The organism is Herpetosiphon geysericola, from assembly GCF_001306135.1.
In the GTDB taxonomy this organism is placed as follows: Bacteria; Chloroflexota; Chloroflexia; order Chloroflexales; family Herpetosiphonaceae; genus Herpetosiphon; species Herpetosiphon geysericola.
This window is the reverse complement of the sequence record NZ_LGKP01000032.1, coordinates 61067-73123: the sequence shown is the minus strand read 5'-3', so window position 1 is coordinate 73123 and position 12057 is coordinate 61067. Positions and strand designations below refer to the sequence as shown.

The following is a 12057-nucleotide window of genomic DNA, read 5'->3' as shown; positions in this document are numbered from 1 at the left end:
GTGGAAGTATTGCTACTCCCACGCTTCCCGCTCGAAATGGTTGAAATTTAGTCGCTAACGAGACTCCCTGCATTGATATTGCTGTTGAGACTGCCTGCATCGGCGTTATTGCCAGCCCAGGTGCTGTAGCTGCCAGCCCAGGTACTGTAACTCCCAGCCCAGGTGCTGTAACTCCCAGCCCAGGTGTTGTAGCTGCCAGCCCAGGTGCTGTAACTCCCAGCCCAGGTGCTGTAACTCCCAGCCCAGGTGAGATAACTGCCAGCCCAGGTGCTGTAGCTGCCTGCCCACGTGCTATAACTCGTGGCAAGCGTTGAGCTATAGGCCGTTGTGCTATCGCTAAATGTATTGCTGGTTGAATCGTATTCAGTCGTCCCTTGATAGTGGTTGCTGGTATCGTCAGGATTACTGCTGACAATCAAGTCGGTCGTAAGATCCATGCCTGCATTGGCGCTGCCAGTATTACTGCCATCGACCACGGCGGTTGGAATAACCTTACCTGCACCTTGTTGCCACATGCTGTAGGCTGCTTGACCATTATCTAAGGTCGCAACTTGCGCAGTGCCCGTCAAACGAGCTTTAATTTGGTTGTTACTAAGCGTTGGTTCATCTTGGATCAACAGCGCCACAATTCCACTGACCTCAGCGGCGGCCATTGATGTGCCACTCAAAGCATAATAATTGAGTTGTTGCGAGGTTTTAAGGTCGGCCCATTGGAGTTGGGCACGTTCGCTCACCAAGCCAGCAGCGCTGGAATTAGCAAGCAAACTATCAGCTGGCAATGGTGCAATCACCCGTGAGCCTGCAATCACCACATCTGGTTTAACAAAGCGACTTTCGGTTGGCCCAGCTGATGAATAGGCTGCAATGGTATCGCTGCCGTTGTCGTTATAGACTGCTGGCCGAATTGCGCCAACGCTAACGATATATGGCACGTTGGCAGGCGCCATAATCGTAGCCGGATTTGAACCGGTGTTGCCTGCTGCTGCAACTACCGTAATCCCTTCGTTCCAAGCATGCATCACTGCTTGGTTCATGGGGTCGTACCAGTAGGGCGAAACAACTTCTGCTTGCAACGAGAGATTTAATACGCGAATGTTGTAGACATCGGCGTTTTCAATCACCCAATCAATCGCTGCAATAATCGTGCTATACGATGCTTTACCTTGCGAATCTAAAGCGCGGACAACCACATAATTCGCGCCTGGAGCAATACCAACCTTGGCAGTACCATACTCTGGTGGCAAAGCGCGATTATCGGCCAATGTTGCAAAAACGTGAGTTCCATGGCCGTATGGGTCGCTGCTATTGGTAATTTGGCTACTTGCCAACATATCTTTATAAACTAAGAAACGGCTGCCTTGGCTGTAGCGGGCGGTCGTATTATTGATCCGTTGCCAGCGCTCAGGCCGTTCGATTGCAGGCAAGCCTGAATCGATTACTGCGACCGTTACGCCACGGCCATCGATCCCACGCCGTTGCAATGCATCAGCACCGGTTACAATCGATGGATATTGCAACGCGGGCGAGGTTTTGCCTTTTGGTCCAGGGCCAGCCATCACAGTAGTTGCTGGGGCACTTGTTGTTTGGGCCGAGGCCTCGACTGTTTGATCGGCAAAAACTCGCAAGCCTTGGGCTTTAAGTTGTTCAATTTGGGTGGTGGATACATGAGCTACACTGGTTTCGAAACGGCTGAATTGGCGTTGGATTGTGCCACCAACTGCCTGAATTGCGCTGGTTTGTTGGCTGAGCGAGCCACCCTGCACTAACACTTGTTGGGTCGCTGGCGCAGGCTGGGCGATTCCCAGCAAACTGATAACGAGGATCATGGCTAGCACGAGCTGACCTTGCAGTAATCCTCTACGATGTTCTCTATCCATAGCGCCTCCAAATTTGGCATGAATGTGGTGTTTCGAGCGGTTACGCTTGGTATATCATAGGTTATGCCACTAACTGGATTAATGCATGGCCATTAGTCCTAGGTTAGTCCTACCGCTAGGGTGAGATCGCCAAGCTGTGTAGTAGCTTTCATCGCAGATTAAGCTCGCTGTGATATACATGCAGCAGCGTGTTCAATCAAATTCATCGTAACCCACGCACATACAAGGAAAAATAATTGATGATTGATGATCGTTTTAGCGCATTAGAAGCCGTGCCACGCGGCAGCAAAGATAGTGCCAATGTGTCGCATCTGGTTTATTCCCGCCGCTGGCAATATCTTGGTGGGCTGCTAGCGCTGCTTGGTTTGGGCAGCGCCAGCACCTTGCTCACCAGCCAACCGCCACGCTGGGCCAAGCCAATGCTCGGTGGTTTATTTGCCACAGGTGCAACCGCAGCAGGCCTAGGCGTGACCAACATTTGGCGCTTGGCCGTGGAACGCCATAGCTTGCGCTTGCCGCATTGGCCAAGCAACCTAAATGGCTTCAAAATTGCCCAACTCAGCGATTTGCACCTCGGGCCGAATTACAGTCAGCACGTGCTGCGCCAAGCCTTAGCAACGATCAAGCAATGGCAGCCAGATATTATTGTATTAACTGGCGATTTTGTGAATCGGCCAAGCGACGTTGGCACATTGGAGCACATGCTGACTGGCATCAACGCGCCATTAGGGGTTTATGCTTGCCTCGGCAACCACGATTACTGGGATGATCCGCAGCTGATTGCGCGCACGCTCAGCAAGGTTGGTGTCGATGTTTTGCTCAATCAACATCGGGTGGTGCATTGGCGAGAGCAAGCAATTGTGATTGCTGGCGTAACTGACCCATGGCAAGCTGACGCAGATTTGGAGCTGGCATTGCACAATGCACCTGCGGCCCCGATTATTTTGCTAGCCCATGGCCCTGATTTTGCCGACACTGCCGCCCAACACAAGGTTGCCTTGCAACTTTCAGGGCATGCGCACGCTGGGCATATCAATGCACCGTGGTTGGGGCCGCTGGTCGTGCCACGTTGGGGCGAAAAATACCCACACGGTCGCTTTCTGATCGACCAGTGTGGGCTGTATGTCAGTCGAGGGTTGGCAGGCTTGCCAATTCGCTTTGGCGCAACACCTGAGGTTGGCTTATTAAGCTTATTTAGCGCCTAATAATCTTCTTGAACCTCTAAAATACGGCGGCGCAAAGGGTATAAATCGGCGGGACGGCAATGCACATCGCCAATCCGCAATTGATACTTCAAAAACGCCAATTCGGTCAATAAGTGATGGCGAGTACGCACGATTTGCAGTGCTCGCCAGCCGCCACGAAACAAGGCATGCCATTGGCTTTGCACCCGTCGCCTGCTTGAACGCACCGTTTGATAGGTTGCTTGATCGATAAACCCACAATGAATTTCCTCGATCAGCTCCAAATCGATCCAATAGCGTTCTTTGCGCCAAGCAATCACCGCGACCAAGACCACAATCAGCACGCCACCACTGCTAATCAACCAGGCAATCAAGACCCCAGGGAAGCGATAGCTAATCGTCATGTTGTGCAGGGCGTGAAATACTACTGCCAAAACCAGGCTCAGCGGCTGCATTACAATCACCACCCAACGCCGCCGTTCGTAGCGAATCATGCCCAAGGCCACGCCAATAATACTGGTATAGAAGGCATGATTAAAGCCAAAAAGCACTACGCGCAGCCACAGCAACGAGGTAATCGAGCCGCCACGGCTGGCAAAATAAATCGCATTTTCGGTCATGGCAAAACCAAAGCCAATTAATGCGCCATAAATAATGCCATCAAGCACGCCATCGAACTCATAGCGAAAGAACATATAGATGCCAAACAAGGCCAAGGCTTTGAGTGGTTCTTCGACCAAGGGTGCATACCAAACTGGTTGGCTGCCACGGTCAAAGCCCAAGGTCGAAGCAGTATTGGGCAATTCAGCCAACAGTGCGAGGGCCACGGCAGGCACCGCACCCCAGACAAACACTGCTAACAGCAGCGGCCATGGCTCCTTTTCATAGCGATCAAGCCACCATAAAAAGGTCACGTACAGCAGCGTTGGCAATACCGTCAGAATAATTGCAAGCCACATTGATTTTCTCGTTGATTGATTGCGGCACTGCGCTTGGTCATCAATACGGTATGACCTATTCCGTCACCCATGGTCGGGAATCGGGTTCGGGAATACTTAGCTCAGCGAGACGGGCATTTGTGGGAATCCCATCACTGTCCCATCCATGCAGAGCATAATATTTCGTTAGCAGTGTGTCAAGAGTGGGAATTTGATTGGCAGCAATTCCGCTGGGTAATGCTTGCTCTTGCCAGCGTGTGCTAAGTTCATCGTGATGGCCCCATTGCAAGGCCAGCAGCCGCTCGACGGTGATAATGCGCTCGCCAACTTTGGCCAAATCGGTTGCAGAAACCTGCTTGCCAATATCGGCGCTCAGAATCGTCGCTAGTTCTTTGGGGGTCATTTGGTAGGCTAAGCTGGCCAAACGCCGACAAACTCCGGCGCTATCGAGGCCAGCCACAAAGCGTTCGTGCCAAATCAGGCGTTCAGGTTTGCCATTAACCACGCTTGGTTGATGGTCGTCGCTGCCCTTGAGCCATTGGGGAATCGTATCAAGCCACTCGTACCAAGGCATCGCGCCACGCGCATCGCCACCAATTGGGCTGGTCGCTAAATGCAAGGCCCAGCCTTGGGCCGCGCGGGGGTCGAGCGGGCTAAGCGGCAAATTATTGGCCAGCGGGGCAAATTGCTCACTGCCATAAAAGACTTGGCTCATCTCATACACGCCCAACGAGAGCAAGCCCCCGATGCCTTGCTTGGTGGCAATCGCATCAATCGCCGCCAAAATCGCTTCCTCATCGCCCCATTGCAAATCGTATTGGCGGGTCAATTCGCGCTGACGACATTCCATCAAAAAGCCAATCGCATTGGCGGTTGCATTTGGATCAAGCCCATAGCGCAAACAGCGTTGGTTGGCTTCAATAATTGCGGCGGGAGTTTGCAAGCCACAGCGTGCGCCAAAGCTAGCAATTGCTTCAAGCTCAGGCCGTGGTTGGTTGGTTGTGGCAAAATCGTGGTAACACGGCAGCGGGCAACGCGGGCAGCCACGATCATAAATCTCGCCAGCATAATCGCCAGTGGTTGGCATGACACTTGGCTCTGGGTCTTGGCCGTTGCGCCCAGTAATCGCCCCATGATGGGCAGCTAAATCAATGTAGTAGCTCGAACCATAATCACGAATTGCTGCTGCCAGTGGATCGCGGCCAATCCGCTCGGTAATTGGCTTAAACGCTGAGAGGAAAGTAGCGGTATCAGCAGGCTTGACCATGCGCGTGCCACGCACCACAATCGCCTTGAGCCGTTTTAGGGCCATCACCATGCCGGTGCCAGCTGGCTCGGCCATGTAGCGACCTTCGGCCACCAAAGCTGCATAGGGCAACATCTTTTCGCCAGCTTGGCCAAGGGTCAAAACTCGCGCATCAGCGCCATGCTCGGCCATCAGGGCATCGTTAATTTGCTGGGTATCAAGGCCATTGAGGTGATTAGCGGGGTAAAGCTCTGCTTGGCCATTATCAATCACAGCGTAGAGCCAAGCAGTTGCTTGACCAACAACCCAAATTGCATCGAAGCCAGCCCGTTTGAGCGCCGCGCCCCAATCGCCAACCGCCCAACTATGAATCAAATTGCCAGTGAGAGGCGAACGAGTGGTCGCAACAAAGCCGCCAGTAGCGTAGGCCGGAGTGCCAGCCAACACCCCAGGAGCCAGTAACAAAGGATTATCAGGAGAGCGAACTGCTGTATCGGGGGGAACAAAATGATACATCAAGCCCGCTGTCAGCCCACGTCCACCCAAATATAGCTCGCGTATTGGCGATGGGATGTCAAACGTGGAAGTACTGGCTGTGTCGAGGTTAATGCGTAACGCACGCCCGATAAACGCCATGCGTGGTCTCCTTCCGAAGCTACTACGATGCGTATTGTACAGTAGGTACACAAGTCTAGCAACGCATACCTTGTACTATTGCCAACTCGCCAGCTGTACGAGCCTAAAAGCGCTTCTCTAGGCGATGTAGGCTGTATGCTAGCGTGTTTCAAGCAGCGCAGCGTTGAGCGCTGGCCAATCGATCTGTACGCCTAAGCCTGGCGCTGAAGCTGGTTGAATGCTGGCAGTTTCAAAGCTAAGCCCTGTTGCCAGATCATTGGCAATCAATAACGGCCCATCAAGGTCAACGAAATCGGCCAAACCAGCCAAGGCCCAAGCTGCCGAAACGCCGATGCTGGTTTCAATCATACAGCCAAGCATCAGCTGCAAGCCATGGGCGCGAGCGGTAGCAATCGCTGCTTGGGCGCCAACAATGCCCCCAGTTTTCATCAATTTAAGATTCACACCATCAACCAAGCTGGCCCAGCGCGCTACATCAGCAGCACTTTTAATTGGCTCATCAGCAAAAATTGGCACGCCATACTTGGCAGCTTTGAGCTGCGCATAACCAGCAAAATCATCAACCGCGAAAGGTTGCTCAATTAACTCAACGCCTAACTCGGCTAAAGCTGGAATCAATTCAGCAGCGGTTTCGCGGCTCCAACCAGCATTGGCATCAACTCGAATGCGGCTGTTGGGCGCAGCTTCGCGAATAATCGCCACGCTGGCCAAATCGGCAGGCCCGCCCAATTTTACCTTGAGAATGGGATAATGGGCGACGGCCAAGGCTTGTTGGCGCAAGGCTTCAGCTTCTTCAATTGGCAAGGTCACTGAGGTTTGGGGCAATTCCAAGCCATTCAAGCCCAAGAGGTGGCGCAAGGGCACGCCAAGTTGCTGGCCCAAACGATCATGCAAGGCCAAATCGACGGCAGCACGCGCAGCCCGACTTTCAAAATCCAGCTTGCCCAAAAGCCAGCTAATTGCCGCTGGATCATAGCTGCTGGTGATTGTGGCCCGATAGCGTTCGAGCCACGCCTGAATTTTGGCCGCAGTTTCGCCGTGATACGCTACAGCAGCGGCCTCACCCCAGCCATCATCTAAATTCAACAGCACATTATGGCGCGTTGTGCTGGCCCCGTGGGCAATCCGAAAGGTATTACGTAGCCGAAGTTCAACCGGATAAAGCGCCCATTCCATGGCTATTGCTCCTCGCGAATCCGTCGAATAACCACCAAACCAGGGTTACCTTGGGCCTGATACACTTGCTGATGGACTTCATCAATGCGATCAAGCGAGATACTCCAATTACGCTGATTAGCATGGATCATCCACTCGTTGTCAAGCGCAATCGAGACATGGTTAATCCGCTCGTGGCGATAATCTTCGATGTTGCGCAGCACGCCCCAAAACAGCAAATCGCCAGCAGCAACCTCTTCACGGCTGATCACATGACCAATTTGCGATTGCTGATCGGCGTCGCGGGGCAATTGCACGCCCAACCAACGATAGGCCGCCTGCGCCAAGCCAGAGCAATCGAAGCCAAAGCTGGTAGTGCCACCCCAAAGATAGGGCACGCCGATTAATTGGCGAACCGCCCGCAACATATCCTCGATTCCAGCGTGATCAACAGCCAAATCATCGACAGGCGTTAATGAATCGGCTTCAAGCCAGCCAGGCACATCAGCAGGGGTGCTTATAAAAGCTTTGCCATCGCGAAATTCATCGATTTTAAGCCGAATGCCCCATGGCAACAAGCCGATTTGCTCGCCTTCTAGGCCAAACAATGGCAACCAGCGGCTCGTGATGACGTGGGTAGCAGCGTTGCGATAATCACTAGGCTGCTCGTGGAGCACAACGCCGTTGCGATGCACCCAACCAAGATAACCATCGCTCGTGATAACGTTTAACCATTGTTGATCATGAGCGAGCACCTCTAAGCCTTCGCCAAAACTGGCCTCGGTGACCAATTCAGAATCGCGGGTGGCCTGCCAGCGCACATCCAAAACCCCAAACCCAACCGTTGCAAAGCCATGTTCTGGCTGCTCGCGCAGCACAATCAACTCATCGCGCACATTCGGCAACAAGGCCATAAGCGCATCATGCTGGCTCCGATCCAACACCCGACCACGGAGCACCGTGCCATTGTCTTCTTCGACGTGGGCAGCTAAAATCGTCATCCGCCGACGATCAAATTGGGCTGCATACTGATCAATCGTGGTTTGAAGTGGATGCATCGTTCACGTCCTCTGCTAGCATGAAACCGTGATTGGTAAAAAAGTGGGCCTGTGAACTATTGGCGAGTACGCGGACTTGAACCTGTGGATAGCGCGCTTGGGCCAGGCCGTTGAGGGCTGCACTGAGCAAGGCTCGCTCAAAGTGTTGCTGTTGAAACGCCTGATCAACCGCCAGCTGCAAAATTTCGACCGTATTGGCCTGTTTGACCACCACAATCGCGCCCAGCAAACCGCTGCGAGTTTCGATTACAAATGAGCAAGCATCGAGTAAGCGGCCATAGTCACCTTGTAAGGCAGCAAAGGCCCAATCGATGCAAGCCGAGAGGGTTGGCGTAGGCTCGTTGGGCAGCGGCAGGCCAGCGGCATGCACCAAGCGACCCAAATCGACCCCATCGTCGGTGCTTAAATAGCGTAACGGGTACGGGGCATCAAGCACGCCAAGCCGAGTTGCCGAGTGTAAGGTTTGCCAGTCATCCATGGGGTATCCTTTGAGATCGCGAATAAGGCTATGCTACCATATTTTTGGGCAATCCGAACGATTGCTAGCTCCCCCAAGAGTCCTAGTTTGATAATCCGCCTAAAGACTGAGAGATCGCTACTTGACGGCCTGCAAGCCGCTATGCTATTCTAGGCCTGTTCGAAATCAATTCTGCTATTTTCTTAGATGGAGGCTGCATGATGATCAACTTGATCAACAATCCAGTGCGCACTGCAAGTGATGCAGGCACCCATGCGCCCATCTACCTCGTGCTTCTCTCCTAAAGCGATACGCTAATAAGCACCGAGGGCCGTGGGCGTGATTCTAACAACGCTCACGGCTCTTGTTTTCTGCGGCTGTGGACCTGCCTTTCTATGATGGGCCGTGAGCATTCTTTCAAGCAAGATACTCATGGTCTATTACGTTTGTTTAGGAGGCTCCTAGTGTTAATGCTCGACCGCGATGGAACCGTCCTGTGTGTAGAAAAGCCCAAGCCCAAACCAAACGCCATGAAACGGGCGTATGCTGAGTTGCCCCACGAGCCAGATCAAGATCAAACTAGCCGCATTGGCCGTTTGGTCGACTTGGCCTTCGATCAACTTGGCTTCCGGCGCTTGGAGTTACATGTCAGCGACGACCACGCCAGCAAACGTCGATAATTCTCCTCAACGAAGAGCGAGTGTTGATCGATTCCATCTATCGCATATCATGGAATTGCTAGCATCCCTAGCAGTTGACCGGTTCGTGCAAGCATTGGATGGAGTACAACAATCAAGCACCCGCTTTAGGGGTGCCATAGCGCTTAACAATGTGGCACGAGTGAAGTCAAAGATTGGCTCACTCGTCGCCCACATTCCAACCATACACTCGGGCGTTGCGCTTGATTAAGGGAGCCTCGATGTGGCCGAAGGCAAAATTTTTGGCTTGCTCGGGGCCAATGGTTCAAGCAAATCAAGCTTGATTCGCTTGATCACAACTTTACTAATTGCCGATTCTGGCCAGATTCCGGTTTTGGCCTTGCTCTGCGCAACGACGAGAAAGCAGTCAAATGCTTATTGGTTCAGCATCGAGGCTACGATTTTTAAGCATCTGAGCGCCTTAGAAACCTTAATGGACGCCGTTTTTATGCCGCTCACAGGCCGCCCGGTGGCCGACGAAGATTTTATAGACAAAGATAGTAATTCTATGGAGCAAAACCATGATCACACAACTGAACAAAGCATTGAAGGAGCGTGAATGAACGGAACAATCATGCGGGCCCAAAGTGGCTTTTTCTGGGTAAAACTCGACGAAACTGGCGAAACCTTGCGCTGCACCCTGCGCGGGCGGCTCAAAAAAACCAAACAATATAGCGACCTCGCAACGCTCGGTGATTATGTGCGCATTACCCCAACCATGCCCGGCGAGGGCGCTGTCGAAGAGATTTATCCACGGCGCAGCAAGCTTGCGCGAACCGCAATCAAAGGTGCCCGCTTTGAACAAGTGATTGTCGCCAACCTCGATATTGTGTTAATTACCTTTGCTGTTGCTCACCCTGAGCCCCATGTGCGCATGATCGATCGCTTTTTGGTGATTGCCGAGGCCAACAACCTCGATGTGGCGATTATCGCCAATAAATGCGATTTAGCCAGCGAGAGCAAACAAGAGGTTTTCAATATCTACGAACAAATTGGCTACCCGATGTTTTATACCAGTGTCGCCACCGGCCAAGGCATCGAGCAAGTTCAAGAAGCAATTCATAATAAAATTTCGGCTTTTACTGGCCCTTCTGGGGTTGGGAAGTCGAGTTTGCTCAACGCCATTCAACCAGGCTTAAATTTGCGGACTGGCGATGTGAGCGATGCAGTTAATAAAGGCCAGCACACCACCGTTGCTGGCGAATTGGTACCTTTGCATGCTGGCGGCTTCGTGGCCGATACGCCTGGGATTCGCGAGCTTGGCCTGTATCAAATGGAGCCAGATGAACTCGAATGGTGCTTCCGCGAATTCCGCCCGTTTATCGACCAATGTGAATTTAGCGATTGCACCCATACCCACGAGCCAGAATGCGCAGTCTTGACAGCGGTTGAAGCTGGTCAAATCAGCGCAGCGCGCCATCAAAGTTATGTAAAATTACGTGATCAAACCGCCGAACAAAGCGCTAGCCAACGCTTTTAGGCAATTGCTTGCCGATAAACCAAAAAGCCCCGCTCTTCCCAAACGGAGGAGCGGGGCTTTGGTTTGCAGTTCGCACTAGCGCCGATTATTATTTTCGGTCGAGCGGGCGATCGAAGGGCCTGGAGTGTGAGATGGTGGCCCTGCGACTTCGCGGACTGATGGAGGCGCTTGCTGCTGTTGGGCTGCATAATCGGCGGCAAACGCGGCTAAGGTAGCATCAGGCTCGTAGAAGAAATCAAGGTTGTTCCCATCTTTGGCTTCTTCTTCAGAGACCACGATTTGCACTTTCGCTCCATTCGGAATCCCGCCCGAAGCCAGCAAATCGGCCAACGGAGCATCGATATCCTTCATCAAACGAGAGCGCAATGGGCGCGCCCCAAAGCGTGGGTCGAAACCACGACGCAAAATATAATCGCGCGCTTCTTCGTTGAGGCTAATTTCAACCCCATGGCGGCGATATTGATCATTCGATTCGGCAACCATGCGATCGAGCACTTGGCGCAAGGTATCGCTGCTTAATGGACGGAAAGCGATAATTTCATCGATCCGGTTGATCCATTCAGGGCTAAAGACCTTTTGCAGCGATTCAAAGCCGATTTGGTAAATTTGTTGGCCGGTTGATTCGACGACCCGATTGGGAGTGCGGAAGCCAATCGTGCGTTGCGAGACATAATTTGCCATTTCCTGAGCGCCAACATTCGTGGTCATGATAACAATAGCGCGTTGGAACGAAACTTTGCGCCCACCGTTGAGCAAGGTAATCTCGCCATCTTCCATAATTTGCAACAACAAATTCCACAGCTCGGATGTTGCTTTTTCAATTTCGTCAAACAAGATCACGGCATTTTCTTGCTCGATTAAATCGGGGTCGAGCAATGGCTTCTGATCGCGTCCGACGTAGGAGGGAGGAGCGCCAAGCAAGGCTGAAACTTCGTGGCCTTGGCTAAACAGCGAACAATCGAGCTTGAGGAAGCCACCGCCTTGCGGATGCAAAAAGGCAGCTAAGCGCTTGGCGCATTCACTTTTACCAACGCCAGTTGGCCCCAGAAAAAGCAAGGTTGCGCGTGGGCGTTGCTGGCTGCCAGCGCTAAACCCAAAGCGGGCGCGATTTAAGGCGCGAATTAAGCTTTCGATCGCCCGATTTTGGCCAAAGACACTGCTGCGTAATTCTTGTTCAACCGCATCGAGTGGGTTTTTATCACCGCGCACCGCTCGTTGCATGGAACCGCTGATCGGTGTTTTTTGCTGTTCATCCATACGTTTAACCTCCAAGACAGATACGGCAACCATGGCAAAACCCGTGAGACTATTGTATCCCACGGGTTTTT

At 52.6% G+C, this 12057-nt stretch carries 11 protein-coding genes; 4 read left to right on the top strand and 7 right to left on the bottom strand.

What is annotated here, in order from left to right; genetic code table 11:
- Positions 1–47: 47 nt before the first annotated feature.
- On the bottom strand, positions 48–1877 hold the full coding sequence (locus SE18_RS20140; protein WP_083470044.1) for a S8 family peptidase: 1830 nt from the start codon (positions 1875–1877) through the stop codon (positions 48–50).
- Positions 1878–2116: 239 nt separating this feature from the next.
- On the opposite strand from SE18_RS20140, the gene SE18_RS20135 reads away from it, so the two are divergent.
- Positions 2117–3082, top strand: a complete 966-nt coding sequence (locus SE18_RS20135; RefSeq protein WP_054536270.1) for a metallophosphoesterase — start codon at positions 2117–2119, stop codon at positions 3080–3082.
- On the opposite strand, the gene SE18_RS20130 is transcribed toward SE18_RS20135, so the two are convergent.
- The 5 genes from SE18_RS20130 to SE18_RS20110 form a co-directional block, all read right to left on the bottom strand.
- The gene (locus SE18_RS20130) at positions 3079–4020 is read right to left on the bottom strand and encodes a PrsW family intramembrane metalloprotease (protein ID WP_054536269.1); all 942 of its coding nucleotides are present in this window, start codon (positions 4018–4020) and stop codon (positions 3079–3081) included. The genes SE18_RS20135 and SE18_RS20130 overlap by 4 nt on opposite strands.
- 55 nt (positions 4021–4075) lie before the next feature.
- Positions 4076–5881 (bottom strand): aldehyde ferredoxin oxidoreductase family protein, encoded by a 1806-nt coding sequence (locus SE18_RS20125; RefSeq protein WP_054536268.1) that lies wholly within the window; start codon positions 5879–5881, stop codon positions 4076–4078.
- A 138-nt stretch (positions 5882–6019) separates the two neighbouring features.
- Positions 6020–7057, bottom strand: a complete 1038-nt coding sequence (locus SE18_RS20120) for a dipeptide epimerase (protein WP_054536267.1) — start codon at positions 7055–7057, stop codon at positions 6020–6022.
- 2 nt (positions 7058–7059) lie between these two features.
- Positions 7060–8094 carry a C40 family peptidase gene (locus SE18_RS20115; RefSeq protein WP_054536266.1) on the bottom strand — a complete coding sequence of 345 codons (1035 nt, stop codon included), beginning with the start codon at positions 8092–8094 and terminating at the stop codon, positions 7060–7062.
- The gene (locus tag SE18_RS20110; RefSeq protein WP_054536265.1) at positions 8069–8572 is read right to left on the bottom strand and encodes a GNAT family N-acetyltransferase; all 504 of its coding nucleotides are present in this window, start codon (positions 8570–8572) and stop codon (positions 8069–8071) included. The genes SE18_RS20115 and SE18_RS20110 overlap by 26 nt, the downstream gene beginning before the upstream one ends.
- 443 nt (positions 8573–9015) lie before the next feature.
- Between SE18_RS20110 and SE18_RS20105 the strand changes: the two genes are divergently transcribed.
- From SE18_RS20105 to rsgA, 3 genes are all read left to right on the top strand, one after another.
- Entirely contained in the window at positions 9016–9231 is a 216-nt protein-coding gene (locus SE18_RS20105; RefSeq protein ID WP_054536264.1) for a hypothetical protein, read from the top strand.
- Between the two features lie 241 nt (positions 9232–9472).
- Positions 9473–9808, top strand: a complete 336-nt coding sequence (locus SE18_RS20100; protein WP_054536263.1) for an ATP-binding cassette domain-containing protein — start codon at positions 9473–9475, stop codon at positions 9806–9808.
- On the top strand, positions 9809–10729 hold the full coding sequence (gene rsgA, locus SE18_RS20095; protein WP_054536262.1) for a ribosome small subunit-dependent GTPase A: 921 nt from the start codon (positions 9809–9811) through the stop codon (positions 10727–10729).
- Between the two features lie 75 nt (positions 10730–10804).
- On the opposite strand, the gene SE18_RS20090 is transcribed toward rsgA, so the two are convergent.
- Positions 10805–11986: an AAA family ATPase gene (locus SE18_RS20090; protein WP_054536261.1), complete on the bottom strand. Its 1182-nt coding sequence runs from the start codon at positions 11984–11986 to the stop codon at positions 10805–10807.
- Positions 11987–12057: the final 71 nt, after the last annotated feature.

Bases quoted from the DNA above. Each gene is read 5' to 3' on its own strand.
- SE18_RS20110 (WP_054536265.1), bottom strand. From the start codon at position 8,572: ATGGATGACTGGCAAACCTTACACTCGGCAACTCGGCTTGGCGTGCTT.
- SE18_RS20125 (WP_054536268.1), bottom strand. From the start codon at position 5,881: ATGGCGTTTATCGGGCGTGCGTTACGCATTAACCTCGACACAGCCAGT.
- SE18_RS20120 (WP_054536267.1), bottom strand. From the start codon at position 7,057: ATGGAATGGGCGCTTTATCCGGTTGAACTTCGGCTACGTAATACCTTT.
- SE18_RS20135 (WP_054536270.1), top strand. From the start codon at position 2,117: ATGATTGATGATCGTTTTAGCGCATTAGAAGCCGTGCCACGCGGCAGC.
- SE18_RS20140 (WP_083470044.1), bottom strand. From the start codon at position 1,877: ATGGATAGAGAACATCGTAGAGGATTACTGCAAGGTCAGCTCGTGCTA.
- SE18_RS20115 (WP_054536266.1), bottom strand. From the start codon at position 8,094: ATGCATCCACTTCAAACCACGATTGATCAGTATGCAGCCCAATTTGAT.
- rsgA (WP_054536262.1), top strand. From the start codon at position 9,809: ATGAACGGAACAATCATGCGGGCCCAAAGTGGCTTTTTCTGGGTAAAA.
- SE18_RS20090 (WP_054536261.1), bottom strand. From the start codon at position 11,986: ATGGATGAACAGCAAAAAACACCGATCAGCGGTTCCATGCAACGAGCG.
- SE18_RS20130 (WP_054536269.1), bottom strand. From the start codon at position 4,020: ATGTGGCTTGCAATTATTCTGACGGTATTGCCAACGCTGCTGTACGTG.